Genomic DNA, 26,761 nt, shown 5'->3' on the forward strand with positions numbered 1-26,761 from the left:
TCGCTAGAATGGGGCTCTTTTCCTAACCTACATGTCGATGTTCATGGAAGCGATCTCGAGCAGGGTCTTCAGCAATGCCAGCGGTGCGTTGCCGCACCAGATGCGTGTGGGCTTCCCCATTTTGGTGATGGTCGCGGCCATGGCGTTGCCATGGGCCCGGCCTGCCGCCGCGCAGTCGTCCGACGTGTACATGTGCAAGGGCGCCGATGGCGTGCCCGAGTACCGCAATGGCAATCCTGGCAACAGCAAGGACTGCAAGCGGCTGAACCTGCCGGATGTGGTCACCGTACCCGGCTCGCGTGCTGGCGGCGCGTCTTCGGGTGGCAAGTCGGTGGCGTCCACGTCGCCGACCAGCTTCCCGCGCGTGGATAGCGCTACGCAAAAGAGCCGTGACAGCGAGCGCCGCACAGTGCTGGAAACCGAACTGCAAACTGAGGAGGCCAGGTTGGCCGGTCTGCGTGCCGAGTACAACAACGGCGAGCCGGAGCGTCAGGGCGGCGAGCGCAATTATCAGAAGTACCTGGATCGTGTCGCGCGGCTTCGTGACGACATCACCCGCAGCGAAGCCAACGTGGCATCGCTGCGCCGGGAGCTTTCCGGCCTGAAGGATTGAGTTGAATGCGCCGCCTGATTCGAGAAGTGTCCCGCAAGGTAGCTGGAACAGACCGCAAGCCGGACGCCGGCGAGCCGGCCGATCGTGATGCGGACATCCTGCCGTTGGGCGGCGCGGCCCTGCATCCGGGCCTGGATGTAGTGGCCAACCCTGTGCTGCTGGTGCGCCAGCCGGGCCTGCGGGTGATTTACGCGAACCCGGCGGCGGAGGCCAGCTTTGCCGTGTCGCGCAAGGCCATGGTGGAACTGTCCCTGCCGGACCTTTTCGGGGCGTCGGAAGAGCTCGACAGCATGTTCGAGACGGTGATGGCCCGGCAGGTGGACGTGCGCAGGCAGGATCTGGTCCTGCGGCCGCCATTGCAGGAACCGATGCACGCGCACGTGGTAATCGGTGGCGTGGAAGGCTACCCGAACACAGCAGTGGTCGAGGTGCTGCTTAACGAGCAGAAGGTGCGCAGTGACCGCGAGGAGCGCATTCTTGACCTGACCTCGGCGAACAAGGAACTGATCCGCAATCTGGCTCACGAGATCAAGAACCCGCTGGGCGGGATTCGCGGCGCGGCCCAGTTGCTCGAATTCGAGTTGCCCGAGCGTGCACTCCGGGAGTACACGCAGGTCATCATCAAGGAGTCGGACCGCCTGCAGACGCTGGTGGACCGCCTGCTGGAGCCGCATCGTCATCCGCACATCGTCTCGGACCTCAATATCCACGAGGTGCTGGAGCGAGTGCGCTCGGTGGTGCTGGCCGAGTTTCCTAACGGGCTGGAAATCGTGCGCGACTACGATGCCAGCCTGCCCGAATTGCGCGGCGACATGGAGCAACTGATCCAGGCCGTGCTGAACATCGTCCATAACGCCGCCCAGGCGCTGCACGAGCGTATTGCGCGCGGCGATGCGCAGATCATCCTGCGGACCCGGGTGGCCCGGCAGGTCACGATCGCCAAGCGGCTTTTCAAGCTGGCATTGGATTTGCATGTGATTGACAACGGCCCGGGAATCCCCGAGGACATTCGCGAGCGCATCTTCTATCCGTTGGTTTCGGGCAGGGATGGCGGTAGCGGGCTCGGTCTCACACTCGCTCAAACCTTCGTGCAGCAACACGAGGGCTTGATCGAATGCGAGAGCAAGCCGGGCTGTACCGACTTCCGTATCCTGTTGCCATTGCACTAACCGCCCGATCGGCGAGACGGTGCGAGCGGCGCAGGGCCCTGCCATCAGCAGGGAATACGGGAGACCACATGACACCGAGCAGACAAGCGACGCACATGAAGCCGATCTGGATAGTCGACGACGATCAATCAATCCGCTGGGTCCTGGAAAAGGCCCTTGCCCGTGAAAGCCTGCTCTCCCGCAGTTTTACCAACGTGCGCGACGTGCTCGCGGCGCTGGAAGAGGACGAGCCGCAGGTCCTGATTTCGGATATCCGAATGCCCGGCGGTTCTGGCCTGGATCTGCTGCAGGCCATCAAGGCGCGGCATCCGGGCCTGCCCGTTATCGTGATGACGGCCTATTCGGACCTGGATAGCGCCGTGGCCGCGTTCCAGGGGGGCGCGTTCGAGTATCTGGCCAAGCCATTCGATGTCGACAAGGCAGTCGAGTTGATTCGCCGGGCGCTCGAGGAAAGCCTGCGCGAGGAGGAAATGGACGATCGCTTGGTCGATGCGCCGGAAATCCTCGGCCAGGCCCCGGCGATGCAGGACGTGTTCCGCGCGATCGGTCGTCTGTCGCAATCGAACGTCACCGTGATGATCACCGGCGAGTCCGGTACCGGCAAGGAACTGGTGGCGCGTGCGTTGCACAAGCACAGCCCGCGCGCGAATGGTCCGTTCATTGCGCTGAATACGGCGGCGATTCCCAAGGATCTGCTCGAATCGGAGCTGTTCGGCCATGAGCGTGGCGCGTTCACCGGCGCGCAGACCATGCGTCGCGGTCGCTTCGAACAGGCCGAAGGTGGCACGCTGTTCCTCGACGAAATCGGCGATATGCCATTTGATTTGCAGACGCGCCTGCTGCGTGTGCTTTCGGATGGAAATTTCTATCGGGTGGGGGGGCATAATCCGTTGCGCGCCAATGTGCGCGTCATTGCCGCCACGCACCAGAACCTCGAGACGCGCGTCAAGGAAGGGCTGTTCCGCGAGGATTTGTTCCACCGTCTCAATGTGATTCGCCTGCGCCTGCCGCCGCTGCGCGAGCGGCCGGAGGACATCACGCTGCTGGCCCGCCATTTCCTGCAGAAGAGCGCGAAGGAGCTTGGCGTCGAAACCAAGCGCATGTCCGATGACGCACTGGCCTACGTCAGCACGCTGCCGTTCCCCGGCAACGTACGCCAGCTCGAGAACCTTTGCAACTGGCTGACCGTCATGGCGCCGGCGCAGACCATCGAGGTCAAGGATTTCCCGCGCGAGATGATCGAGGCGGGGTACGGCGAAAGCAGTGTGTCGCCGATGCGTTCACCGAGCGAGTCGAGGTCGTCGGGAGAGTACGAGGCCGCGGAAGTTTCTGACTACGGCACGCATGCCGCGGGCGAGGGTGACACGATGGTCGCCACGAGACCGCCCATGGTCTCTTCGGCCACGTCGTCAGCGTCGGCATTTGCGGCGAGCGCCGTTTCGGCAAGCTGGGAAACGCTGCTGGCTGGCGAGGCAAAGTCGATGCTCGAATCGGGGCAGCCCGAAGTCATGGATGCGCTGACGCGGCGATTCGAGAAAGCGGTGTTGGAAGCCGCGCTCGGTGTCACGCGCGGACGTCGCGTGGAGGCCGCGACGCGGCTCGGCATCGGTCGGAACACCATTACCCGCAAGCTGCAGGAGCTTGGGTTCGACTGATCGCAGACCCGTAAGTCTGTGGCCCTGGATCGAGAGGCCTCGCGTTCGCGGGGCCTCTCTTTTTTGCTTGGTGGTTTCCATTCAGGGACTAACCAGCTCGGGCACGCTGTCGACGCGCAGCGACGGGAGCCAGACATCGGGGCCCGGCGGCCGCTCGATTTTCCCCCGCGCCGTCACGCGTTTGCCCGTCAGCGCACGAGCGTCCGCGACGGCAACGCCGCTCAGCTCCCAGAAGGTCATGTCACTGGTCTCGAGCATGACGGTCGGGAAAGGGTCGTTCCCCTTGACGTAGATCTCACCCACCAATGTCTGACGCGCGTCTGCCGGCGAGTTTGTCGCACATGCTGCGATGCTGATTGCGGCGAGCAGCGCGCCGAGGCTTGCTCTCATGCGGTGTCTCCGGAAATGCGGGGCCGCTGCGCAGCCCCCGTATTCACTATTGAATCACGACAGACAGCGTGGAGCCGGCAGGAACCTTCACGGTTTCGCTGTATGCACCGCTCACTGCGGAACGGACCACCGGCAGGTTAGCGTATGCCTCGAGAGTGGCAGGTATCGATTGCGTCAGTGTCCGGAGGGGCAGGAGCGCTTGCGGATCGATCAGCGGAAGCGTGAACGGGCCGTCTTGTCGTTCCGGGAAGCCAAAGCCGGCAGGGCTAGGGGATTTCATCAGCGCGCCCGAAGTCGCGCCGAACCGACGTAGTTGCTCTCCGAGGCTCGATTCCGGCTGCACCGAGCGAATGGCGGAGTCGAGTACGGCCACTGAGTTGCTGCTCGTGTCGGTCAGCAAGTTCTTGTAGAAATCGAGTCCGAGTTGTCGGTTCAGGAATCCGCCGAGCGAGCCGGAGACCGAGTAGCTGTCGCATGACGCGGCGAACGGTGTCCACGTTGTCAGGCCGCAGTTGTAAGAGCCGGCCTTGTAGCCAATGTAGTCCCGGAAACGAACGTCGCGGATTGCGTTGTAGTTTGCGTCGATCGAGAGGCTTGCGAGGTCCTCCATCATCATGGCCGAAGCCTCTTCCAGCCACTCGTCGAAGCTGTACTTCGGCCCCATGAGCATCCCGCGACGGTAGAAGTTCTGCGCGTGCACGGCCTCGTGCGCCATGGTCAGCAGCATTGTCCTCATGCCAACTTCGCCGCCCAGATAGAGCGTCTCGGCATCCAGATACAGGGATACGGATTCGTTGCTGTATGGATTGGTTCTCGCCGCTTTTTTTATGGCGTTTCGTCCGTAGAAGTAGCCGATTCCACCAAACGGCTTCTCATTGTGGTCGAAGTTCAGGATGACGATATCGATCGGCTGTCCGGTGGCGGAGATCACGTCGAAGTAGGCGTGTGGCCCCCAGAGCGGGCCACCCACCGACTTCAGCATGTCGTAGATCTTTCCTTTCGAGGCGAAGCCGTCTGCGAGGCGGGCAACGATGTCCGAATGTACCTTGGTGGCATCGTTCTCCGACTCTTCAACCCAGATGTTGATTGTGGTGCCATCGGAGGCTGCCTGCTGACGCACAAGTATGGCTGACCGCTCGGAATTGTCAGCGTGGTACCAGGTCCTCACATCACCCACCGCAGCAGGAGTCGGCTCGCTTGTAGTGGAATAGTGGGGTGTGCTGCCACGCGTGCCGGCGAGCGCGACCCAGCCTTCACGGTTGAAGTCGGAAATGCGGCGCTTGGTTTCCTGTGTGCCGTTGTCCCACCGCAGCGCGCTAGCGACGATGCTCGGCATTTGCGAAGTCGTCAGCGAGATGTTCGGCATGGTCCGCGCAATGCCGGTGTGGTTGGTGAAGACTAGCGTCACGTCCTGGCCCTTCAATCCCGAAATGTGAATTGGCATATCCACAGTGTCTGCAGTGGCATTGATGCCGTGCCAGACGCCCACCCCGGTCCCCGCGTAGTTGTCCGCATCGACCACTCCGCAATGACTGCAGGCCGGTGTCATGACGTTGGTTGGCTTGGGCGGAGAGGGTTCCGGAGCCGAGGGCAGAGAGGGTTCCGGAGTCGAGGGCGCACCGGACGTGGTCACGGGCTGGGAGGATTGATATCCGTCGCCAGCGCCTCCGCAAGCGCTCAGGGCAATGGCCGCGAGCAGCGCCACAGCAGCGTACCTCGCGCGCGGCGATGTGCGAGATTTGTTCGTCATTGATTGTTCTCCTGGAGTATTGGCATTCCACGCCGTTGCGGCGCAGCAATGCTTATACGGGCGAGAATCTTGAGATAGCTACCCGCTCCAGGAGAACTTCAGCCTTGCTTGACGACCGTCAGGCCAACTGCCTCAGTCCCAATAACCTTTCCACCATTTCGGCGAAACCCTCGCCACCGGATGCATTGGTGACGTAGGCCGGTTTGTGCGGCAGCAGGTGGAGGATGTCACTCACGTTGGCAACGCCGACCGACAGCGGGAAGTGGCCGAACATCGCGACGTCGTTGGCCGAGTCGCCGATGAACAGCCATTCGTCGCGATTGGCGTCGATGTCGTCACCGAGGAGTTCCTCTACACACAGCCGGCTCATCGATAGTTTGTCGTGGTGCCCAAACCATCCATTCACATGGATCGAACTGATCGTTGCTGTCATGCCAGCCTCGCGCATCATCTCGGCGATCCGGTCGACTGCTCGTTGCGGCAGCGGCGGGACGTCCTCGGCATGGTCGATCGCGAGATCGGCAGCATGCCATGCCTGGTCCGATGCCAGTGCGCAGCCGGGGACCTCGCGCAGGATTTCCTGGCCGAGCGCGTGGATGCGAAACAGGTTGGCATCGCGCGTTTCCGCGTCGTCCAGAAAACGGGTAACCAGCTTGCCGTTACGCAGATGCGAGTAAAAGGCGCCGTTTTCGCCGATGATTGCGTCAACCGGCCACAGACGAGTCAGAATCTCCGCCCATGCGATGCATCGCCCAGTTACCGGAATCACATGCAGCCCGGCACGGGTGAGGCGATCCAATGCCAGATACGTGGCCGCGGGCAGGCGGCCATCGGTGGTCAGCGTGCCGTCAATGTCGGTCAGGATGCCGCGCACGCGGCACAGGGCGGCGTCGGGCAGGGCGGAGAAAGGTTGGGGCGAGGTCATGGCGGCGAATTGTATCTGCGTCCTTGTTGCAAGGGCGATGGTTGCGCAGTGTCAATATGCCGCAACAATCTCTTCGGCAAGGCGGGTTTGCCCTGTTTGCCGTGACATAAGAGCGGCGTAACATGCCTGTCACAAAAAATGCATACAGTCGGTCGCTTTTTCAAAAAAATTGGTCGGACCGAACACAGCCTCAGGAGAAATGCCAATGTCTTTTCCACGCACCGCGTTGAAGCTCGCCGCCGTTGCAACCCTGGCCTTGGCCGGTACGGCCCATGCCGCTGTTGAGATCCAGTGGTGGCACGCCATGCAGGGCGCGCTGAACGACAAGGTCAATGAGATTGCCGACAAGTTCAACGCCAGCCAGTCTGACTACAAGATCGTGCCGGTCAACAAGGGCAATTACGACGAGACCATGGCAGCCGGCATTGCGGCGTTCCGCGCGGGCGGCGCGCCGGCCATCCTGCAGGTATTCGAGGTGGGTACCGCGACGATGATGAGCGCCAAGGGCGCCATCAAGCCGGTGTCGCAGGTGATGAAGGACGCTGGCGAGAAGTTCGACCAAAAGGCGTACATCCCGGCAGTGGCGGGTTACTACACGTCGTCGAAGGGCGAGATGCTGTCGTTCCCGTTCAATAGCTCGACGACTGTCTTCTATTACAACAAGGATGCCTTCAAGAAGGCGGGCATTTCCGCCCCGCCCAAGACCTGGCCAGAGGTGATGCAGTATTCGGCCAAGCTCAAGGCGTCGGGCCAGAGCTGCGCCTATACCACCGACTGGCAGAGCTGGGTGCACCTGGAGAGTTTCTCCGCCTGGCACAACACGCTCTTCGCCACGAAGAACAACGGTTTTGGCGGCACCGACGCACGGCTGGTCTTCAATAGCCCGCTGCACGTAAAGCACATCACGAACCTGCAGGAGATGGTGAAGAAGGGCTACTTCAGCTACGGCGGCCGCAAGGCGGAGTCGCAGGCCAAGTTCTACAACGGCGAGTGCGCGATGTTCACGGGCTCGTCCGCATCGCTGGCCAATATCCGCAAGAACGCCAAGTTCCAGTTTGGTGTGTCGCAACTGCCGTACTACCCGGACGTGCCGGGCGCGCCGCAGAACACGATCATTGGCGGCGCATCGCTGTGGGTGATGGGCGGCAAGAAGGCCGACGAGTACAAGGGCGTGGCCAAGTTCTTCACGTTCCTGTCGCGGCCCGAGATCCAGTCGGACTGGCACCAGGCCACGGGCTACCTGCCGGTGACGATGGCTGCGTATGAGATGACGAGGAAGTCGGGTTACTACGACAAGAACCCGGGTGCCGATGTCTCGGTCGAGCAGATGGTCGTGAAGACCACCGACAAGTCGCGCGGCGTGCGTCTCGGCAACCTCGTGCAGATCCGTACCGTGATCGACGAGGAACTCGAAGCGGTGTGGGCTGGCAAGAAGGAGCCGAAGGCCGCGCTCGACAACGCCGTGGCACGTGGCAACGAACTGCTGGAGCGTTTCCAGAAGACCGCCAGGGAATAATCCCCTGCGGTGATGGAGCTGAAGCGGGCGGCGGCACAATCGTCGCCCGTTTGCGTTTGTTTTGGGAACCCCCTCGATGGAAAAGCGCGTCGTCTTTCGCTCTCCGTGGTTGCCGTATCTGCTGGTGCTGCCGCAGATCGCCATCACGCTGATCTTCTTCTTTTTGCCCGCCGGGCAAGCGCTGTGGCAGTCGATGCTGCAGCAGGATGCCTTCGGCATCCATCTCGAGTTCGTTGGACTCGATAACTTCGTTACGCTGTGGAAGGACCCGCAGTACATCGAGTCCTTCCAGACCACCGCGATCTTCGCCATTGGCGTGACGGTGGTGGGCCTGTCCGTGGCGCTACTGCTGGCGTACTTCGCCGATCGCGTCGTGCGCGTCGCCACTGGCTACAAGACCCTGCTGATCTGGCCGTACGCCGTAGCGCCTGCCGTGGCCGGCGTGCTCTGGATGTTCATGTTCAACCCAACCCTGGGTGTGGTGTCCTACGCGCTGCGCAAGGCAGGCGTGGACTGGAACTTCCTGCTCAATGGCAACCAGGCACTGCTGCTGGTGGTGCTGGCCGCGGCATGGAAGCAGGTCAGCTACAACTTCCTGTTCTTCCTGGCCGGGCTGCAGAGCATTCCGAAATCGCTGATCGAGGCCGCGGCCATCGACGGCGCGGGCCCGTGGAAGCGCTTCTGGTCGATCGTGTTCCCGCTGCTGTCGCCTACCACCTTCTTCCTGCTCGTGATCAACATGGTCTACGCCTTCTTCGATACCTTCGCGATCATCGATGCGGTGACCCACGGCGGCCCGTTCAACTCGACCAACACGCTCGTCTACAAGGTGTTCCATGACGGCTTCCGTGGCATGGATATTGGTGGCTCGGCCGCGCAGTCGGTGGTGCTGATGGTGATCGTGATCGCGCTGACCGTGGTGCAGTTCCGATTCGTGGAACGCAAAGTCCAGTATTGAGGAGCCAGCCATGGTAGAACGACGTCCCGTACTCGACTTTATTACCCACCTCGTGCTGATCGTCGGCATCGCGGTCGTGGCATTTCCGGTGTACCTGACTTTCGTCGCGTCGACGCTGACGGCCGAGCAGGTACTCGATGCACCGATGACGCTGATCCCGGGCAGCCATCTGATCGAAAATTATCGCACCGTGCTGTTCCAGGGCGTGGGCGAGGCCGCTTCGCCGGTCTCGACCATGATGAAGAACAGCCTGATCATGGCGTTGGGCATTGCGCTGGGGAAGATCGCGATTTCGATCATTTCCGCCTTCGCGATCGTCTACTTCCGCTTTCCGCTGCGCAAGACGTTCTTCTGGATGATCTTCATCACGCTGATGCTGCCGGTGGAAGTGCGTATCCTGCCGACCTACAAGGTGGTGTCTGACCTCGGCATGCTGGATAGCTACTTCGGTCTGACGATTCCCATCATCGCGTCGGCCACCGCCACGTTCCTGTTTCGGCAATTCTTTCTGACGATCCCGGATGAACTGGCCGAAGCCGCTCGCATCGACGGGGCCGGACCGTTGCGATTCTTCTGGGATGTGGTGCTGCCGCTGTCGCGCACCAGTATCGCCGCGCTGTTCGTGATCCAGTTCATCTATGGCTGGAACCAGTACCTCTGGCCATTGCTGATCACCACGCAGAAGTCAATGACGCCCGTGGTGGTGGGCGTGACGCAGATGATTTCCCGCTCGGGCGATGCCGCTACCGACTGGAACCTCGTGATGGCCACCGTGATGCTGGCGATGATTCCGCCGGCAGTGGTGGTGGTGCTGATGCAACGCTGGTTCGTCAAGGGCCTCGTGGAAACGGAAAAATAAGGTCATTCCATGGCAAAGCTGTCTCTTCGCAACGTTCAGAAAACCTATGCCGGGGGCACGCAGGTCGTGCACGGCATCGACATGGAAATCGCCGACGGCGAGTTCATCGTGATCGTCGGGCCGTCCGGCTGCGGCAAATCCACGCTGCTGCGCATGGTGGCGGGCCTCGAGACGATCACCGGTGGTGAGATCCATATTGGCGACAACGTCGTCAACGATCTGGAGCCGGCCGCGCGTGATATCGCGATGGTGTTCCAGAATTACGCGCTCTATCCGCACATGAGCGTGTACGACAACATGGCGTACGGGCTGAAGATCCGTGGGATGTCGAAGGGCGAGATCGAGCGGCGCGTCAAGCACGCGGCGGGCATCCTGGAACTTGCGTCGCTGCTCGAGCGCAAACCGCGCGCGTTATCCGGCGGACAGCGGCAGCGCGTGGCGATGGGCCGTGCGATCGTGCGCGAGCCATCGGTGTTCTTGTTCGACGAACCGCTGTCGAACCTCGACGCCAAGCTGCGCGTGCAGATGCGGCTGGAGCTCAAGGATCTGCACCGCCGACTCAAGACGACCAGCCTCTATGTGACGCACGACCAGGTGGAGGCCATGACGCTGGCGGACCGCATGATGGTGCTCAATGGCGGCCGGGTGGAGCAGATCGGCACGCCGCTGGAAGTCTATGCGCGACCGGCCAGCACGTTCGTCGCCGGCTTCATTGGTTCGCCGCCGATGAACCTGGTGCCGGTGGCGCGGAACGGAAGCGGGCAGGGCGGGGCGCAAATGCGGGTCCAGCCCAAGGACGGGCAGACGGCGGCAACGCTGGGACATCTGCCGATGGGGCTGCATCTGCCCGAGCAGGCGCTGATGGGATTACGTCCCGAACACATCGAGCCTTGTGCCGTGCATGAGGCAATCGCCGAACTGGATGTGCGGGTGGTAGAAGCGCTCGGCGCGGATTCGTTCGCTTACGGTTCGCTCGGTGGCCAGCCCATCGTGGTCAGGCTCGACAGCCAGATGCAGGTGCGTGCCGGCGACAAGCTGCCGATCACGGCGTCGGCCGAGCATCTGCATTTCTTTGATGTGCAGTCGGGCAAGCGTATCGAGGCTCAGGCATGACGAATTGGCCCTATCCTCGCTTTATCGCCCATCGCGGCGCGGGCAAGCTGGCTCCCGAAAACACGCTGGCCGCGTTTCGGCACGGTGCGTCGTTCGGCTACCGGATGTTCGAGTTCGACGTGAAGCTGTCTGCCGACGGCAAGCCGATCCTGATGCACGATGCGACGCTGGATCGCACTACGACCGGCAAAGGGCGTGTCGATGCGCTGACGCTGGGCGAACTGGCGGCGCTGGATGCTGGCGGCTGGCACAGTCCCGCGTACGCGGGCGAGCCGGTGCCGACGCTGGCGGCCATTGCTCGCTATACGCAGGCCAATGGCTTCATGGTCAATATAGAAATCAAGCCGGTGCCGGGGACCGAGTATCGGACCGGTGCTGCCGTGGCGCTTGATGCACTTTCGATGTGGAAGGGTGCTGGCACGCCGCCATTGCTGTCCTCGTTTTCGGAGGTGGCGTTGGAGGCGGCGCATCAGGTGGCGCCAGACCTCCCGCGTGCCTTGTTGCTGGATACATTGCCTGCAGATTGGCTCGAGCGGCTGCGCCGGCTGGAATGCGTGGCGCTTGACGCCAACCACCGCGAACTCGATGCCGCTGTCATCGGCGCCGCGCATTCAGCCGGGTTCAAGGTGCTCTGCTACACGGTCAACGATCCGGCGAGGGCAGCGAACCTGCTGTCATGGGGGCTGGATGGCTTGATCACCGATGCGGTCGATCAGATCGCGCCACAGTCCTGAACAGTCCGTCTTGTTTTGCATCACGAAAAGTCCCTACGAGTTCTGGGCAAACGTGCTATGCTTCGCGAGTGAAGACTTAGGTCCTTCCCCGCACAACTTGCCCTTTCGGGTCTGGCGGCGAGACCGAAAACTAGCGGCACCTGACAAGGTGCCGTTCGTTCAAGGTGGTAACCGTTGGGCCCCCAAGAGTTGTTTGCAATCCGCTAACCGGTCGAGCCGTGTCGCGGAAGGTTGATGAACCCGCTTAACTCCGGCATTCCCGGAGAATAGTGAGCGCCCCATGATGCAGCAGTATCAAAGCAATTCGTACCTCTTCGGCGGCAACGCCCCCTATGTGGAAGAGCTGTACGAGGCCTACCTCCAGAATCCCAGCTCGGTTCCCGACAACTGGCGCGCGTATTTCGACGCGATGCAGAATGTCCCGGCTGCGGATGGTTCCAACGCCCGCGATATTCCCCACGCACCGATCGTCGCCTCGTTCGCCGAGCGCGCCAAGCAGGGCCCCATCAAGACCATTGTTGCCTCGGCCGATTCCGATATGGGCCGCAAGCGCGTCGCTGCCACGCAGCTGATCGCCGCTTACCGCAACATCGGCTCGCACTGGGCAGACCTCGACCCGCTCAAGCGCCAGGAGCGTCCGCCCCTGCCTGACCTGGATCCGGCGTTCTACGGCTTCTCCGAGGCTGACCTCGATATCGTCTTCAATGCCAGCAACACGTACTTCGGCAAGGAGTCGATGAGCCTGCGCGAGCTGCTCAACAACCTGCGCGAAACGTACTGCGGCACCATTGGCGCCGAGTTCATGTACGTGAGCGACCAGGCGCAGAAGCGCTGGTGGCAGGAGCGCCTGGAAACCACGCGTTCCAAGCCCGTGTTCACGCTGGAGAAGAAGAAGCACATCCTCGACCGCCTGACCGCGGCCGAAGGCCTGGAGCGATTCCTCCACACCAAGTACGTCGGCCAGAAGCGCTTCTCGCTCGAAGGTGGCGAGAGCTTCATCGCCGCGATGGACGAACTGATCCAGCACGCCGGCACCAAGGGCGTGCAGGAAATCGTGATCGGCATGGCTCACCGTGGCCGTCTGAACGTGCTGGTCAATACGCTGGGCAAGATGCCGGCCGACCTGTTCGCCGAATTCGAAGGCAAGCACGTCGACGACCTGCCGGCCGGTGACGTGAAGTACCACAAGGGCTTCTCGAGCGATGTCTCGACGGAAGGCGGCCCGGTTCACCTGTCGCTCGCGTTCAACCCGTCGCACCTGGAAATCGTCAACCCGGTGGTCGAAGGCTCGTCCAAGGCTCGCCAGGAACGCCGCGGCGACGTCGGCCACAAGGAAGTGCTGCCGGTGCAAGTGCACGGCGACGCGGCCTTTGCAGGTCAGGGCGTGGTGATGGAAACGCTGAACCTCGCGCAGACCCGCGGCTACGGCACGGGTGGCACGATGCATCTGGTTATCAATAACCAGATCGGTTTCACCACGTCGGACCCGCGTGACGCCCGTTCGACGCTGTATTGCACGGACGTGGTCAAGATGATCGAGGCGCCGGTGCTGCACGTGAACGGCGACGATCCCGAAGCCGTGGTGTACGCCATGCAGCTGGCCGTTGATTTCCGCATGGAATTCAACAAGGACGTCGTGGTCGACATCATCTGCTTCCGCAAGCTGGGCCACAACGAGCAAGACACGCCGGCCATGACGCAGCCGCTGATGTACAAGAAGATCGGCCAGCATCCGGGTACGCGCAAGCTGTACGCCGACAAACTGGTGGCGCAGAACCTGACCGCAGCCGAGTTCGGCGACGAGCTGGTCAAGGACTACCGTGCCGCCATGGATGCGGGCAAGCACACGGTGGACCCGGTCCTGTCGAACTTCAAGAACAAGTTCGCCGTGGACTGGATGCCGTTCCTGAACCGCAAGTGGACGGACGCTGCCGACACCGCCGTGCCGATGACGGAACTGAAGCGTCTGGCCGAGCGCATCACCACGATTCCCGAGCACTTCAAGCTGCACCCGCTGGTGGAGAAGGTCGTCAAGGACCGCTCCAACATGGGCCGTGGCGAGCAGATGCTGGACTGGGGCATGGGTGAGCACCTGGCCTTCGCTTCGCTGGTGGCCTCGGGCTACCCGGTGCGTATCACCGGCCAGGACGCCGGCCGCGGTACCTTCACGCACCGCCACGCCGTGCTGCATGACCAGGCTCGCGAGCGCTGGGATGCCGGCTCGTACGTGCCGCTGCAGAACGTGTCGGAAAACCAGGCACCGTTCACGGTGATCGACTCGGTGCTGTCGGAAGAGGCCGTGCTCGGCTTCGAATACGGCTACTCGACCGCCGAACCGAACGCGCTGGTGATCTGGGAAGCCCAGTTCGGCGACTTCGTCAACGGCGCCCAGGTTGTGATCGACCAGTTCATCTCGTCGGGTGAAGTGAAGTGGGGTCGCGCATCGGGCTTGACGATGATGCTGCCGCACGGCTACGAAGGCCAGGGTCCGGAACATAGCTCGGCCCGTATCGAGCGTTTCCTGCAGCTCTGCGCCGACCACAACATCCAGGTTGTCCAGCCGACCACACCGGCCCAGATCTTCCACCTGCTGCGTCGCCAGATGATCCGTCTGTTCCGCAAGCCGCTGGTGATCATGACGCCGAAGTCGCTGCTGCGTAGCAAGGATGCCGTGTCGCCGCTGTCCGATCTGGCCAAGGGTCATTTCGAGACCGTGATCCCCGATCACGAGGAACTGAATGCCAGCAAGGTCAAGCGCGTGATCATGTGCTCGGGCAAGGTCTACTACGACCTGGTCAACACCCGCCGTGAGCGCGGTGCCACCGACACGGCGATCATCCGCATGGAACAGCTGTATCCGTTCCCGCACAAGGCTGTTGCCGCGGAACTCAAGAAGTATCCGGGCGCGACCGAAATCCTGTGGTGCCAGGACGAGCCGCAGAACCAGGGTGCCTGGTTCTTCGTGCAGCACTACATCATGGAAAACATGACGGAAGGCCAGAAGCTCGGTTATGCCGGTCGTCCCGCCTCGGCTTCGCCGGCGGTGGGCTACTACGCAAAGCACAACGAGCAACAGAAGGCGCTGCTGGACGCTGCGTTCTCCAAGCTCAAGGGCTTTGTTCTGACCAAGTAATTCGTCGGCACCCGCGGGCCGCGCACAAGGATGCGCGCCGCGGGTCAGCCTACCCGCAACGAAACACACGCATACATCGAGGAATTTTCAAACCATGGCTATTGTTGACGTCAAGGTTCCCCAATTGTCGGAATCGGTCGCCGAAGCGACCATGCTGAACTGGAAGAAGAAGCCGGGCGAAGCCGTTGCTCAGGACGAGATCCTGATCGAAATCGAAACGGACAAGGTTGTGCTGGAAGTGCCGGCACCGTCGGCCGGCGTTCTGTCGCAGATCATCAAGAACGACGGCGATACCGTCGTGGCCGATGAAGTGATTGCCAAGATCGACACGGCAGCCACTGCAGGCGCCGTTGCACCGGCCGCCGCCGCTCCGGCTCCCGCCGCAGCAGCACCGGCCCCGGCAGCCGCTGCCCCCGCAGCCGCCGCCAGCGCTGGCGCCATCGCCATGCCGTCGGCTGCCAAGCTGATGGCCGAGGGTGGCCTGTCTGCTTCGCAAGTGGCTGGCACTGGCAAGGACGGCCGCATCACCAAGGGTGACGTGCTGGCAGCCGGCTCGGCTCCCGCTCCGGCCGCCAAGGCTGCTCCGGCTCCGGCCGCCGCCAAGCCGGCCCTGCCGCAAGTGTCGGCCCAGGTTGACTTCGCTGCGCTGGGCGATCGCCCGGAAGAGCGCGTGCCGATGAGCCGCCTGCGCGCCCGTATCGCCGAGCGTCTGATCCAGTCGCAATCGACCAACGCCATCCTCACCACCTTCAACGAAGTGAACATGAAGCCGGTGATGGATCTGCGCGCCAAGTACAAGGATCGCTTCGAGAAGGAACACGGTGTGAAGCTGGGCTTCATGTCTTTCTTCGTGAAGGCCGCCGTGCACGCGCTGAAGAAGTACCCGGTCATCAACGCCTCGGTGGACGGCAACGACATCGTCTACCACGGCTACTTCGACATCGGTATCGCCGTGGGCTCGCCGCGTGGTCTGGTGGTGCCGATCCTGCGCAACGCCGACCAGATGAGCCTGGCCGACATCGAGAAGAAGATCGCCGAGTACGGTACCAAGGCGCGTGACGGCAAGCTGTCGCTGGAAGAGCTGACCGGCGGTACGTTCTCGATCTCGAACGGCGGTACGTTCGGCTCGATGCTGTCGACCCCGATCATCAACCCACCGCAGTCGGCCATCCTGGGCGTGCACGCCACCAAGGACCGTGCCGTGGTGGAAGACGGCCAGATCGTGATCCGTCCGATGAACTACCTGGCGATGTCCTACGACCACCGTATCATCGACGGCCGCGAAGCCGTTCTGGGTCTGGTGGCCATGAAGGAAGCGCTGGAAGATCCGGCTCGTCTGCTGCTGGACCTGTAATTCAGGCCAGACCTCCGTCTATCGTTTGTCGTCGTCCCCGCGCTTCGCGTGCGGGGACCCGGCCGCCACATCGCCGCCGGACGCCCGCCCTTGCGCGGGCATGACGCACCAGTGAGAAATTTCCCATGAGCAAACAATTCGACGTGCTGGTGATCGGCGCCGGCCCCGGCGGCTATATCGCCGCCATCCGCGCTGCCCAGTTGGGCCTGAACGTGGCTTGCCTGGAAGGCAATGCCTATGACGATCCGAAGGGCGAAGCACGCCTGGGCGGTACCTGCCTGAACGTAGGCTGCATTCCGTCCAAGGCACTGCTGGCTTCCTCGGAAGAGTTCGAGAACGCCTCGCATCACCTGGCCGACCATGGCATCACCGTGGGCGACGTCAAGGTCGACGTGGCCAAGATGCTCAAGCGCAAGGACGACATCGTCAGCAAGATGACGAAGGGCATCGAGTTCCTGTTCCGCAAGAACAAGGTGACCCTGTTCAAGGGCTACGGCAAGTTCACCGGCAAGGCTGCAGAAGGCTTCCAAGTGGAAGTGAACGGCGAAACGCTGACCGCCAAGCAAGTCATCATCGCCACGGGCTCGAAGGCTCGCCATCTGCCGGGCATCGCTGTCGACAACAACCTGATCAGCGATAACGAAGGCGCGCTGAAGTTCGGTACCGTGCCGAAGAAGCTGGGCGTGATCGGCGCCGGCGTGATCGGCCTGGAACTGGGCTCGGTGTGGCGCCGTCTGGGTGCCGAAGTGACCGTGCTGGAAGCGCTGCCCGCATTCCTGGGCGCAGCCGACGAAGGCGTGGCCAAGGAAGCGCAGAAGCTGCTGACCAAGCAGGGGCTGCAGTTCCATCTGAGCGTCAAGGTCGACGAAGTGAAGACCGGCAAGGACAACGTCACGGTCAACTACACCGACAAGGACGGCAAGGCACAGACGCTGGAAGTCGATCGCCTGATCGTGTCGGTGGGCCGCGTGCCGAACACCGACAACCTCGGCCTCGACGCCGTGGGCCTGGGCGTGGACCAGCGTGGCTTCATCGAGGTGGACGATCACTGCCAGACCAAGGTGCCGGGCATCTGGGCAATCGGCGACGTGGTGCGTGGCCCGATGCTGGCGCACAAGGCCGAAGACGAAGGCGTGGCTGTGGCCGAGCGTATCGTTGGCCAGAAGCCGCACATCGACTTCAACACGGTTCCCTGGGTTATCTACACGTTCCCGGAAATCGCGTGGGTCGGCAAGACCGAGCAGCAACTCAAGGCCGAAGGCCGCGAGTACAAGTCGGGCCAATTCCCGTTCATGGCCAATGGCCGTGCGCTGGGCATGGGTGCTTCGGACGGTTTCGTGAAGATGCTGGCCGATGCCAAGACCGACGAGATCCTGGGCGTGCACATCGTGGCCGCGAATGCTTCGGACCTGATCGCCGAAGCCGTGGTGGCGATGGAGTTCAAGGCTGCGAGCGAAGATATCGGTCGCGTTTGCCACCCGCACCCGTCGATGTCGGAAGTCATGCGCGAAGCCGCGCTGGCCGTCGACAAGCGTCAGCTCAACATGTAAGGCATTTGCCTCGCAAAGTGTGAGCACCGGCGCGCCGCCATTCGCGGCGCGCCGTTTTCACTTGCAGCCTCCGGTTGAACCCACATGAACGTCACCGAGTTTTACGAACACGAACTCAAGCAGCGCGGCTATCAGTCTGATGAGGCGCAGCGTCGCGCCGTGGAGCGGCTCCAGCAATGCTATGACGAGTGGGTGGCCTACAAGGGCCGTCGAAACAGCACGCTGAAGAAGCTGCTGGTACACCCCGAGGTGCCGAAGGGCGTCTACATGTGGGGTGGAGTGGGGCGCGGCAAGTCGTTCCTGATGGACAGTTTCTATTCCTGCGTGCCGGTGGTGCGCAAGACGCGGCTCCACTTCCACGAGTTCATGCGCGAGGTGCATCGGGAACTCGAGGAACTGCGCGGCCGGGCAGACCCGCTGGACGAACTGGCGAAACGCATTGCGCGCCGCTTCCGGCTGATCTGCTTCGACGAGTTCCACGTCAATGATGTGGCGGATGCGATGATCCTGCATCGTCTGCTGCAGCAGTTGTTCGAAAACGGTGTGCAGTTCGTGATGACGTCGAACTATCGCCCGGATCTGCTTTACCCGGACGGCCTTCACCGTGATCGGGTGCTGCCGGCTATTGCGCTGCTGCAGCAAAAACTCGATGTGCTCAATGTCGATGCCGGCATCGACTACCGCAAGCGGGCGCTGGAACAGGTGCAGGCCTACCACACGCCGCTGAACCGGGAAGCCAGCGCCGCGCTGCGCGATGCGTTCGTGTCTATCGCGGGTACGGCGGACGAATCTCCGATCCTGCATATCGAACATCGCGAGATCAAGGCGCTGCGCAAGGCCAATGGCGTGGTCTGGTTCGATTTCGCAACCTTGTGCGGCGGCCCGCGCTCCCAGAACGACTATCTGGAGATTGCGTCACAGTTTCATACGGTGATCCTGTCGGATGTGCCGAAGATGACGCCGCGGATGTCCTCGGAGGCGCGCCGCTTCACCTGGCTGATTGATGTTTTCTACGATCACAAGGTCAAGCTGCTGATGTCCGCCGAGGTGCCAGCCGACGAACTCTATACCGAAGGCCAGATGGCGAACGAGTTTCACCGGACGGTGTCGCGGATCATCGAGATGCAGTCGAGGGAGTACATCGAGTCCGAACGTCGTACCGTCGACACCTCGTTGACCTGACAGGCTGGCAGGGGGGGGTGAGGGCCATTCGAATCGGCTCCCCTGTCTGCACCGCCCCGGCCCTGACTCCATTTTTGGAAGTTTGATCTTTATCAAGGCATATGGCGCGCTGGTTACCTAGTATTCGCTGGGTACTAAAAGCGCACTATGCCGTCCCTGCACGCCAGCCCCCTCGCGCCCGATGGAACGTCCGTTCCGTCCAATCCGAGCGCACAACTTGGTTCCGCCGCAGCCCTTGCCTCGGGCACACGGCCTGGGTCGGCGTCTCTGTCCACATCCACTGTTCATTGTTTTCATTGCGGCCAGCCTCTCGGGCGCGATGTCACGCCGCTCGTCGCTGATATAGACGGGCAGCGCCGCACGTTCTGCTGTGGCGGCTGCCAGGCGCTGGCACAGACACTCTATTCAGCAGGTTTCGGGCATCTATATAGCGATGTCACGCGATTCGCGCGGCCGATAGATGCCCAGGCGCGACGCGAGGCGGAACCTGTGTGGGCCGCCTACGATACCCCTGAGCTGCGCAACCAGTTCGTTCGCGAACTGGGCGATGGCCGGGCGGAGATTACGCTAGCACCGGAAAACATCCGCTGCGCAGCCTGTGCCTGGCTGATCGAGCAGCACCTCGGACAACTGGATGGGGTCGAGTCGGCCGTGGCGAACGTGGCTACGCGCCGCGTGGTGGTGCGCTGGCAAGAGAACAAGCAGGGCGTGGCAGGGCTGCTGTCCACGCTGGCCGACATCGGCTACCAGGCATGGCCGTTCGAGGTGTCGCGTGGCGACCAGCACGATCGCCGTGAGCGGCGCGGCCTGCTGATGCGCATGGCGGTGGCGATGCTCGGCATGATGCAGGTGATGATGTATGCATGGCCGCTCTATACGCACGAAGCCACGATCGACCCCGGCCAGCTTCAGTTGATGCGCTGGGCGAGCTTTGCGCTGACGATCCCGGTGGTTCTTTACTCTGCCTCACCGATTTTCGCTGGCGCATGGCGTTCATTGCGGCAACGGCATATGGGCATGGACGTGCCTGTCGCGATCGGTGTGCTGGCTGGCTTCTTCGCGAGCGCTGTGGCAACCGTGCGGGGCGTGGGGGAGGTCTACTTCGATTCCGTGACGATGTTCGTCGCGTTCCTTCTGTTGGCCCGCTATCTGGAGTTGCGTGTCCGGCAGGCCTCGCGCAGTGGCGCCGAGATGCTGGCGCGCCAGCTGCCCGCGACCTGCGAGCGGCTGGTGGAGGCGAGCGGCGTCGGCGAGCGGATTCCGGTTGCGCGACTGAATGCCGGCGACCGGATTCGCGTGAAGGCGGGCGAGATCATGCCGGCCGACGGTGTCGTGGTGGCCGGTGTCAGCGAGATCGACGAGTCGATGCTGACAGGGGAGGCGCGGCCGGTGAAGCGCGCCATTGGTGACACGGTGCTGGCGGGTTGCTTCAATGCCGCCAGTCCGCTCGAGGTGAGCGTGCGCCGGATCGGCGCGCAGACCCGTCTCGCCGAGATCGTCGCCGTGCTGGATCGCGCGCTGGCGGACAAGCCCCGCCTGGCCCAGTTGGCGGATCGCGTGGCCGGCTGGTTTGTCGCCACCCTCTTGATTCTGGCCGCAATCACCGGGCTGGTCTGGGCGATCTGGATCGATCCATCACGCGCACTGCTGGTTACCGTCGCCGTGCTCGTAGTGAGCTGTCCTTGCGCGTTGTCGCTGGCTACTCCGGCGGCGCTGGCCGCTGCTGGCGCGGCGTTGTCGCGGCGCGGCGTGCTGGTGACCCGCGCGCATACGCTCGAAGCGCTTTCGGGGGTCACGGACGTCATGCTCGACAAGACGGGCACGTTGACCGAGGGGCGCTTTGCGCTCGTGTCGACGGAGATCGCGGGCAATCTGGATGCGTCAACTTGCCAGAGTCTTGCCGCCGCCATGGAGCGTGGTGGGGAGCATCCAATTGCCAGGGCCCTGGTTGACGCCGCGACGGACCATGCCGAACGGCTGGTGGCTGACCTGCACAACGTTCCCGGGCAAGGGTTGCAGGCAATTGTCGACGGCCGGTCGATGCGGCTGGGGCGTAGAGAGTTCGTCGCGGAACTGGCACCGGCAGCGGCCGATATCCGCCGCAGTGGCGACCGTTATCCTGGCGCCACCGAGGTCTGGCTTGGTGACACAAGCGGACCGCTGGCGTGTTTCCAGTTGGCCGATGTCGAACGGCCCCAGACTGCCGAGCTTCTGGCTTCGCTGACCCGACTCGGTGTGCGCTGTCATCTGGTTTCGGGCGATCAGCCGGCAGCGGTGCGCTGGTGGGCGGACCGCTTTGGCATCGAGACCGCCGTTGGCGCGGTCACGCCTGAAGGCAAACGCGACTATGTAGCCAACCTTCAACAGCAGGGCGCCGTCGTTCTGGCGGTGGGCGACGGCATCAACGATGCGCCGGTGCTGGCCCAGGCGCAGGTTTCGATAGCGATTGGCAGCGGCGCGCCATTGGCGCAGGCCGGTGCCGATGCCGTGCTGACACACGGCGGCGTGGGCGAGATCGCCAATGCCATCGCCGTGGCCCGCAAGACGCGCCGCGTGGTGCGCCAGAACCTGGGTTGGGCCTTTTTCTACAACGTCGTGGCGATCCCCCTGGCAGCTACCGGACTCGTTACGGCATGGATGGCAGGCATTGGAATGTCCGTGTCGTCGTTACTGGTTGTCGGCAATGCATGGCGCCTGTTGCGCGCCGCGGCGGCGCCGGCCAGGGAGTCCTGAATATGGAAACACTCTATCTATTGGTGCCGATGAGCCTGGTGCTGGTGGCTGTGATCGCCGGGGCGCTGTGGTGGGCATTGCACGCAGGGCAGTACGACGACCTCGATCGCCCGGCGGAAGCAATTCTGCTCGACAACGACAAGCCTTGAATGTCAAGGCATATAGGTGACCGTTGCGGCGAACGCGCATTGACCGGAATTAATGCAAGCAGTTCGCAAGGGATGCTGGTGGCTTGATGAAAGTCAACGCGACTTGTAAGCCGATTTTCTAAAGTCACACCGTCAGTAGGTTTATTTTTACTTTTTGCATTGGGGGTCTGAATGGCTGTCACCACCGCGTCCTCACGCGCCGACACCTTCAACTATGGAGTCGTGCGGCAGTTTGCCGTCATGACCGTGGTTTGGGGGATCGTTGGCATGGCCGTAGGCGTTCTGCTTGCGGCGCAATTGATCTGGCCGGATCTGAATTTCAATACACCGTGGTTATCGTTCGGTCGCTTGCGACCGCTTCACACCAATGCGGTGATCTTTGCATTTGGCGGTAGCGCGCTGTTCGCCACGTCGTACTACGTCGTGCAACGCACCTGCCAGGCCCGGCTGTTCTGCGGCCCGCTGGCGTCGTTCACGTTCTGGGGCTGGCAAGCCATCATCATCGCGGCGGTGATCACGCTGCCGATGGGCATTACTTCTTCCAAGGAGTATGCCGAGCTCGAATGGCCGATCGATATCCTGATCACGCTGGTCTGGGTTGCCTACGCGGTGGTGTTCTTCGGCACGATCATCAAGCGCAAGACCCGTCACATCTACGTGGCGAACTGGTTCTTCGGCGCTTACATTCTGACGATCGCCATCCTCCATATCGTCAACAACATTGAAATGCCGGTGTCGATGTGGAAGTCGTACTCCGCCTATGCAGGCGTGCAGGACGCGATGATCCAGTGGTGGTACGGCCACAACGCGGTGGGCTTCTTCCTGACCACCAGCTTCCTGGGGATGATGTACTACTTCATCCCGAAGCAGGCGGAGCGTCCGATCTACTCGTATCGCCTGTCGATCGTCCACTTCTGGGCGCTCAACTTCACGTATATGTGGGCGGGTCCGCATCACCTGCAATACACCTCGCTGCCTGACTGGGCGCAGTCGCTGGGCATGGTGTTCTCGCTGATCCTGCTGGCTCCGTCGTGGGGCGGCATGATCAACGGGATCATGACGCTGTCCGGTGCCTGGCACAAGCTGCGTACCGATCCGATTCTCAAGTTCCTGGTGGTGGCGCTGTCGTTCTACGGCATGGCCACGTTCGAGGGCTCGATGATGTCGATCAAGACCGTGAACGCGCTGTCGCACTACACGGACTGGACGATCGGCCACGTGCACTCGGGTGCCCTGGGCTGGGTCGCGATGATCTCGATCGGCTCGCTTTACTACCTGATTCCGCGCCTGTTCGGAGAGAAGGAGATGTACAGCACGCGCCTGATCGAGTGGCACTTCTGGATTGCGACGATCGGCGTCGTGCTCTATATCGCCTCGATGTGGATCGCCGGTGTGATGGAAGGCCTGATGTGGCGCGCCACGCAGCCTGATGGCACGCTGACCTATGCGTTCGTCGAAGCGGTCAAGGCAAAGTATCCGTTCTATCTGATCCGTCTGCTGGGTGGCCTGTGCTTCCTGAGCGGCATGATCCTCATGGCTTACAACGTGGCACGTACCATCATTGGCAAGCCTGCGGTTGACGCTCCGATTCCGGCCAACCTGCCGGCTTCCGCCCACTGATCGCCGAGGACCGAACGATGTCTCAAAAACAAGGATTCTTTTCCCACGAAACGCTGGAGAAGAACGTCGGCTGGCTGATCATTGCAACCATCATCGTGGTCAGCATCGCTGGCCTGGTGCAGATCGTGCCGCTGTTCTTCCAGCACTCGACGACCGAGCCCGATCCGGGCATCACACCGTACTCGCCGCTGCGCCTGATGGGGCGCGACATCTACATCCGCGAGGGTTGCGTTGGTTGCCACTCGCAGCAGGTGCGTACCCTGCAGGCGGAGACTGAGCGTTATGGCCATTTCTCCACGGCGGGCGAGTCGGTGTATGACCACCCGTTCCTGTGGGGCTCGAAGCGTACCGGTCCAGATCTCGCGCGTGTTGGCGGCCGTTACTCGGACGACTGGCAGCGGATCCACCTGCGCAATCCGCGTGATGTGGTTCCCGAGTCGGTGATGCCTTCGTACCCGTGGCTGGAAAAGACGCAGTTGCCCACCAACGACATCCAGGCACGCATGCACGCGCTGAAGCGTCTGGGTGTGCCGTACAAGGACGAAGAGATTGCTCGTGCGCCTGAAGAGCTGGCAGGCAAGACGGAAGAAGATGCGCTGGTGGCGTATCTGCAGGGGCTGGGCCTGAATCGCCGCAACGTGCGCGTTGACTCGGCGGCGGCTCCGGCGCCGGCGAAGGAGTGATGCCATGGCGATCGTGACCGCAATTGCAACCGTCGTGTCGATGCTGACGTTCATTGGCATCTGCTGGTGGGCATGGTCGGGCGGCCGCCAGGCCGCCAATCAGGAATCGGCGATGTTGCCGTTTGCCCTGCCTGACGAAACCACAACTACAAGCCGGAACCCACAGCCATGAGCGATTTCATTTCCGATTTCTGGAGTTATTACATCGCGGCCATCGCGCTCATCGGGATCGTCTGGTGTGTCTGGCTGCTGTTTTCCCAACGCAAGATGCCGAAAGGTGTCAGCACCACTGATGACACCGGTCATGTCTGGGATGGTGACCTGCGCGAACTGAACAACCCGCTGCCACGTTGGTGGATGTGGATGTTCCTGCTGGCCTGCATCTTCGGTCTTGGTTACCTGGCGCTGTATCCGGGCCTGGGATCGTACGCCGGTATGCTCAAGTTCTCGACGCAGGGCGAGCTTGCCGCTCACCGCGAGGCCGCCGAGAAAACGCAGCACCAGATCTACGCCAAGTATCTGAGCATGGATATCAAGCAGGTGGCGGCGGATCCTGACGCACGCGAGATCGGCCAGCGGTTGTTCCTGAACTACTGCGCGCAGTGCCACGGTTCGGATGCGCGTGGCAGCCGAGGCTTCCCCAACCTGACCGACAACGATTGGCTCTACGGTGGCGAGCCGGAGACGATCCAGCAGACGATCACCAAGGGCCGCAATGGCGTGATGCCATCGTTTGCCAGCACGATCGATGCGAAGCAGGCCGGCGATACTGCCCAGTACGTGCGTTCGCTGTCTGGTCTGTCGTCAGATCCGATTCGCGCATCGCGTGGCGAAAGCACGTTCAAGTCGACCTGCGCGGCCTGCCATGGCGCCAACGGCAAGGGCAACCAGGCACTCGGCGCGCCGAACCTGACCGACAACACGTGGTTGTACGGCAGCTCGGAAGCGACGATCGTCGACGCGATCCTGAAGGGACACAACGGTCATATGCCGGCGCACGAGGAGATTCTGACGCCTGAGCGCATCCGCATGCTGACCGCATATGTGTGGGGTCTCTCAAATACGGGAGGCGCTGCAAAATGACTAACTGCCCCGGGGCCGGGCGGCGTGCCGCCCACCGGGGCGTGAGGGCAACACGATGAGCGCGCCCCTTAACGCCCCCGATCACTCGGACGATCACGCCTCGAACGATCCGTCTGCAAGCCAGTCGGCGAGCGATCGTAACGGCAACACTTGGCGTCCCGCGCCGCCCCCCAAGGGGGCCGAGACCACCGAGGAAGCGCTGTACGAGGTCCGCCGCAAGATCTATCCGCGCTCGACTTCTGGCGCGTTTTCGAGCTGGCGCGTGTGGCTGGTCATCCTGACGCAGTTGATTTACTACGGAACGCCCTGGCTGCAGTGGAATGATCGCCAGGCCGTGCTGTTCGATCTCGGCGCGCGCAAGTTCTACATCTTCGGTCTCGTGCTGTGGCCGCAGGATGTGATCTATCTCGCTGTGCTGCTGGTCATTTCTGCGCTATCGCTATTTCTGTTCACCGCCATCGCGGGACGCCTGTTCTGCGGCTATGCCTGTCCTCAGACGGTCTACACAGAGATATTCATGTGGATCGAGCGACATGTCGAAGGGGATCGCATCGCGCGGATCCGACTCGACGGCGATCCCTGGAGCCTGCGCAAGCTGCGAATCAAGGCGACCAAGCATGTGCTCTGGGTGCTGATCGCACTGTGGACGGGCTTCACGTTTATCGGGTATTTCGCACCGATTCGGGAACTTGGTAGCGAGGTCCTGCATTTCACGCTAGGACCCTGGCAGAGCTTCTGGATGCTGTTCTACGCATTTGCGACCTGGGGCAACGCCGGATTCATGCGCGAGCAGGTGTGCAAGTACATGTGCCCCTATGCGCGTTTCCAGAGCGTGATGGTCGACCGCGATACCTATGTCGTGACCTATGACGTGGGTCGTGGGGAGCCGCGTGGTAGCCGTTCCCGCAAGACCGATCGCCATGCGGCTGGTATTGGCGATTGCGTGAATTGCAGTATCTGCGTGCAGGTGTGTCCGACCGGTATCGATATTCGTGATGGCCTCCAGTACGAGTGCATCGGTTGTGGCGCCTGTATCGACGCGTGCAATCTCGTCATGGACAAGATGGAGTACCCGCGCGGCCTGATCCGATACACGTCGGAAAACGCCATGCGCAAGTCCCTGACGACATCCGACGCGCGCAAACGGCTGCTGCGACCACGCACGATCATCTATACGCTGATCTGGCTGGTTCTGGCGGCGGGCTTCGTCGCATCGCTGGCAATGCGGTCGCCGATCAAGGTCGACATCATTCGGGATCGCGGCGCGCTGGGCCGGGAAGTGGAGGGCCGCTGGATCGAGAACGTCTATCGGCTCCAGGTGATCAACACCACGGAAGCGCCGATGCGGATTCGCGTGCAGGCTGAGGGCGACGATCTGACTGGACTGACGGTCGAGTATGACAAGTCCGCCGAGGCCATGCAGCCAACGTCCAACCGGTTGTTGCCGATTCGCATTCGCGTGCCGATCGACGATGCCAAGGAAGGCACGCACAAGATCAACGTAACCGTGACGGCGGAGGGCGAGGACGGCCGAGACGCGCATATCAGGCAATCCACGAGTTTCATTGTTCCCCGCAATCTGTGATGCTGAG

General features: G+C 62.3%; 22 protein-coding genes. 19 read left to right on the forward strand and 3 right to left on the reverse strand.

Annotated elements, in window-relative coordinates; translation table 11 throughout:
* Positions 1 to 31 precede the first annotated feature (31 nt).
* The 3 genes from B2246_RS07770 (at position 32) to ntrC (ending at position 3,437) form a co-directional block, all read left to right on the forward strand.
* Positions 32 to 613, forward strand: coding sequence for a DUF4124 domain-containing protein (locus tag B2246_RS07770; RefSeq protein ID WP_286882156.1), 582 nt, complete (start codon positions 32 to 34; stop codon positions 611 to 613).
* 5 nt (positions 614 to 618) lie between these two features.
* On the forward strand, positions 619 to 1,782 hold the full coding sequence (gene glnL, locus B2246_RS07775; protein ID WP_035882344.1) for a nitrogen regulation protein NR(II): 1,164 nt from the start codon (positions 619 to 621) through the stop codon (positions 1,780 to 1,782).
* 95 nt (positions 1,783 to 1,877) lie between these two features.
* Positions 1,878 to 3,437 carry a nitrogen regulation protein NR(I) gene (gene ntrC / locus B2246_RS07780; RefSeq protein ID WP_008644242.1) on the forward strand — a complete coding sequence of 520 codons (1,560 nt, stop codon included), beginning with the start codon at positions 1,878 to 1,880 and terminating at the stop codon, positions 3,435 to 3,437.
* An 81-nt stretch (positions 3,438 to 3,518) separates the two neighbouring features.
* Here ntrC and B2246_RS07785 read toward each other — a convergent pair whose 3' ends face one another.
* The 3 genes from B2246_RS07785 to B2246_RS07795 all read right to left on the reverse strand — a co-directional run bounded on the left by B2246_RS07785 (position 3,519) and on the right by B2246_RS07795 (position 6,502).
* On the reverse strand, positions 3,519 to 3,827 hold the full coding sequence (locus B2246_RS07785; RefSeq protein WP_008644243.1) for a hypothetical protein: 309 nt from the start codon (positions 3,825 to 3,827) through the stop codon (positions 3,519 to 3,521).
* A 46-nt stretch (positions 3,828 to 3,873) separates the two neighbouring features.
* Positions 3,874 to 5,532, reverse strand: a complete 1,659-nt coding sequence (locus B2246_RS07790) for a M30 family zinc metallopeptidase (protein WP_414646341.1) — start codon at positions 5,530 to 5,532, stop codon at positions 3,874 to 3,876.
* A gap of 163 nt (positions 5,533 to 5,695) precedes the next feature.
* Positions 5,696 to 6,502 carry an HAD-IIB family hydrolase gene (locus B2246_RS07795; protein WP_286882153.1) on the reverse strand — a complete coding sequence of 269 codons (807 nt, stop codon included), beginning with the start codon at positions 6,500 to 6,502 and terminating at the stop codon, positions 5,696 to 5,698.
* 205 nt (positions 6,503 to 6,707) lie between these two features.
* Between B2246_RS07795 and ugpB the strand changes: the two genes are divergently transcribed.
* The 16 genes from ugpB to ccoG all read left to right on the forward strand — a co-directional run bounded on the left by ugpB (position 6,708) and on the right by ccoG (position 26,754).
* The gene (gene ugpB, locus B2246_RS07800) at positions 6,708 to 8,018 is read left to right on the forward strand and encodes a sn-glycerol-3-phosphate ABC transporter substrate-binding protein UgpB (RefSeq protein WP_008644248.1); all 1,311 of its coding nucleotides are present in this window, start codon (positions 6,708 to 6,710) and stop codon (positions 8,016 to 8,018) included.
* Between the two features lie 76 nt (positions 8,019 to 8,094).
* Positions 8,095 to 8,976, forward strand: a complete 882-nt coding sequence (gene ugpA, locus B2246_RS07805) for a sn-glycerol-3-phosphate ABC transporter permease UgpA (protein WP_035882348.1) — start codon at positions 8,095 to 8,097, stop codon at positions 8,974 to 8,976.
* 10 nt (positions 8,977 to 8,986) lie between these two features.
* Entirely contained in the window at positions 8,987 to 9,835 is an 849-nt protein-coding gene (ugpE, locus tag B2246_RS07810; protein WP_008644254.1) for a sn-glycerol-3-phosphate ABC transporter permease UgpE, read from the forward strand.
* A gap of 9 nt (positions 9,836 to 9,844) precedes the next feature.
* Entirely contained in the window at positions 9,845 to 10,948 is a 1,104-nt protein-coding gene (locus B2246_RS07815) for a sn-glycerol-3-phosphate import ATP-binding protein UgpC (RefSeq protein WP_286882152.1), read from the forward strand.
* The gene (ugpQ, locus tag B2246_RS07820; RefSeq protein ID WP_008644256.1) at positions 10,945 to 11,682 is read left to right on the forward strand and encodes a glycerophosphodiester phosphodiesterase; all 738 of its coding nucleotides are present in this window, start codon (positions 10,945 to 10,947) and stop codon (positions 11,680 to 11,682) included. Before B2246_RS07815 ends, ugpQ begins: the two co-directional genes overlap by 4 nt.
* Before the next feature lie 280 nt (positions 11,683 to 11,962).
* Complete coding sequence (locus tag B2246_RS07825) at positions 11,963 to 14,815, forward strand: 2-oxoglutarate dehydrogenase E1 component (protein WP_008644258.1); 2,853 nt, start codon at positions 11,963 to 11,965, stop codon at positions 14,813 to 14,815.
* A 94-nt stretch (positions 14,816 to 14,909) separates the two neighbouring features.
* Positions 14,910 to 16,169, forward strand: a complete 1,260-nt coding sequence (odhB, locus tag B2246_RS07830; protein WP_035882350.1) for a 2-oxoglutarate dehydrogenase complex dihydrolipoyllysine-residue succinyltransferase — start codon at positions 14,910 to 14,912, stop codon at positions 16,167 to 16,169.
* Positions 16,170 to 16,294: 125 nt separating this feature from the next.
* Entirely contained in the window at positions 16,295 to 17,719 is a 1,425-nt protein-coding gene (gene lpdA / locus B2246_RS07835; protein WP_008647468.1) for a dihydrolipoyl dehydrogenase, read from the forward strand.
* Between the two features lie 84 nt (positions 17,720 to 17,803).
* Entirely contained in the window at positions 17,804 to 18,901 is a 1,098-nt protein-coding gene (zapE, locus tag B2246_RS07840) for a cell division protein ZapE (RefSeq protein WP_008647467.1), read from the forward strand.
* A 147-nt stretch (positions 18,902 to 19,048) separates the two neighbouring features.
* Positions 19,049 to 21,634 carry a heavy metal translocating P-type ATPase gene (locus B2246_RS07845; protein ID WP_035882351.1) on the forward strand — a complete coding sequence of 862 codons (2,586 nt, stop codon included), beginning with the start codon at positions 19,049 to 19,051 and terminating at the stop codon, positions 21,632 to 21,634.
* A gap of 2 nt (positions 21,635 to 21,636) precedes the next feature.
* Positions 21,637 to 21,783: a cbb3-type cytochrome oxidase assembly protein CcoS gene (gene ccoS / locus B2246_RS07850; RefSeq protein ID WP_008647465.1), complete on the forward strand. Its 147-nt coding sequence runs from the start codon at positions 21,637 to 21,639 to the stop codon at positions 21,781 to 21,783.
* A gap of 171 nt (positions 21,784 to 21,954) precedes the next feature.
* Positions 21,955 to 23,403, forward strand: a complete 1,449-nt coding sequence (ccoN, locus tag B2246_RS07855; RefSeq protein ID WP_008647464.1) for a cytochrome-c oxidase, cbb3-type subunit I — start codon at positions 21,955 to 21,957, stop codon at positions 23,401 to 23,403.
* Between the two features lie 17 nt (positions 23,404 to 23,420).
* Positions 23,421 to 24,086: a cytochrome-c oxidase, cbb3-type subunit II gene (ccoO, locus tag B2246_RS07860; RefSeq protein ID WP_008647462.1), complete on the forward strand. Its 666-nt coding sequence runs from the start codon at positions 23,421 to 23,423 to the stop codon at positions 24,084 to 24,086.
* Positions 24,087 to 24,090: 4 nt separating this feature from the next.
* On the forward strand, positions 24,091 to 24,258 hold the full coding sequence (locus B2246_RS07865; protein WP_008647460.1) for a cbb3-type cytochrome oxidase subunit 3: 168 nt from the start codon (positions 24,091 to 24,093) through the stop codon (positions 24,256 to 24,258).
* Complete coding sequence (ccoP, locus tag B2246_RS07870) at positions 24,255 to 25,169, forward strand: cytochrome-c oxidase, cbb3-type subunit III (protein ID WP_008647458.1); 915 nt, start codon at positions 24,255 to 24,257, stop codon at positions 25,167 to 25,169. The genes B2246_RS07865 and ccoP overlap by 4 nt, the downstream gene beginning before the upstream one ends.
* Before the next feature lie 55 nt (positions 25,170 to 25,224).
* A complete protein-coding gene (gene ccoG, locus B2246_RS07875; protein WP_008647456.1) occupies positions 25,225 to 26,754 on the forward strand; it encodes a cytochrome c oxidase accessory protein CcoG in 1,530 nt (509 codons plus the stop codon).
* Positions 26,755 to 26,761: the final 7 nt, after the last annotated feature.

Source organism: Cupriavidus sp. UBA2010 (assembly GCF_002335265.1).
Taxonomy (GTDB): domain Bacteria; phylum Pseudomonadota; class Gammaproteobacteria; order Burkholderiales; family Burkholderiaceae; genus Cupriavidus; species Cupriavidus metallidurans.

Coding starts and splice junctions, on each gene's coding strand:
- B2246_RS07770 (WP_286882156.1), top strand. CDS start 32: ATGTCGATGTTCATGGAAGCGATCTCGAGCAGGGTCTTCAGCAATGCC.
- ugpB (WP_008644248.1), top strand. CDS start 6,708: ATGTCTTTTCCACGCACCGCGTTGAAGCTCGCCGCCGTTGCAACCCTG.
- glnL (WP_035882344.1), top strand. CDS start 619: ATGCGCCGCCTGATTCGAGAAGTGTCCCGCAAGGTAGCTGGAACAGAC.
- ugpQ (WP_008644256.1), top strand. CDS start 10,945: ATGACGAATTGGCCCTATCCTCGCTTTATCGCCCATCGCGGCGCGGGC.
- ugpE (WP_008644254.1), top strand. CDS start 8,987: ATGGTAGAACGACGTCCCGTACTCGACTTTATTACCCACCTCGTGCTG.
- ccoG (WP_008647456.1), top strand. CDS start 25,225: ATGAGCGCGCCCCTTAACGCCCCCGATCACTCGGACGATCACGCCTCG.
- ccoN (WP_008647464.1), top strand. CDS start 21,955: ATGGCTGTCACCACCGCGTCCTCACGCGCCGACACCTTCAACTATGGA.
- zapE (WP_008647467.1), top strand. CDS start 17,804: ATGAACGTCACCGAGTTTTACGAACACGAACTCAAGCAGCGCGGCTAT.
- odhB (WP_035882350.1), top strand. CDS start 14,910: ATGGCTATTGTTGACGTCAAGGTTCCCCAATTGTCGGAATCGGTCGCC.
- B2246_RS07865 (WP_008647460.1), top strand. CDS start 24,091: ATGGCGATCGTGACCGCAATTGCAACCGTCGTGTCGATGCTGACGTTC.
- ccoP (WP_008647458.1), top strand. CDS start 24,255: ATGAGCGATTTCATTTCCGATTTCTGGAGTTATTACATCGCGGCCATC.
- B2246_RS07785 (WP_008644243.1), bottom strand. CDS start 3,827: ATGAGAGCAAGCCTCGGCGCGCTGCTCGCCGCAATCAGCATCGCAGCA.
- ccoO (WP_008647462.1), top strand. CDS start 23,421: ATGTCTCAAAAACAAGGATTCTTTTCCCACGAAACGCTGGAGAAGAAC.
- B2246_RS07815 (WP_286882152.1), top strand. CDS start 9,845: ATGGCAAAGCTGTCTCTTCGCAACGTTCAGAAAACCTATGCCGGGGGC.
- ntrC (WP_008644242.1), top strand. CDS start 1,878: ATGAAGCCGATCTGGATAGTCGACGACGATCAATCAATCCGCTGGGTC.
- B2246_RS07795 (WP_286882153.1), bottom strand. CDS start 6,502: ATGACCTCGCCCCAACCTTTCTCCGCCCTGCCCGACGCCGCCCTGTGC.
- ugpA (WP_035882348.1), top strand. CDS start 8,095: ATGGAAAAGCGCGTCGTCTTTCGCTCTCCGTGGTTGCCGTATCTGCTG.
- B2246_RS07845 (WP_035882351.1), top strand. CDS start 19,049: ATGCCGTCCCTGCACGCCAGCCCCCTCGCGCCCGATGGAACGTCCGTT.
- B2246_RS07825 (WP_008644258.1), top strand. CDS start 11,963: ATGATGCAGCAGTATCAAAGCAATTCGTACCTCTTCGGCGGCAACGCC.
- lpdA (WP_008647468.1), top strand. CDS start 16,295: ATGAGCAAACAATTCGACGTGCTGGTGATCGGCGCCGGCCCCGGCGGC.
- ccoS (WP_008647465.1), top strand. CDS start 21,637: ATGGAAACACTCTATCTATTGGTGCCGATGAGCCTGGTGCTGGTGGCT.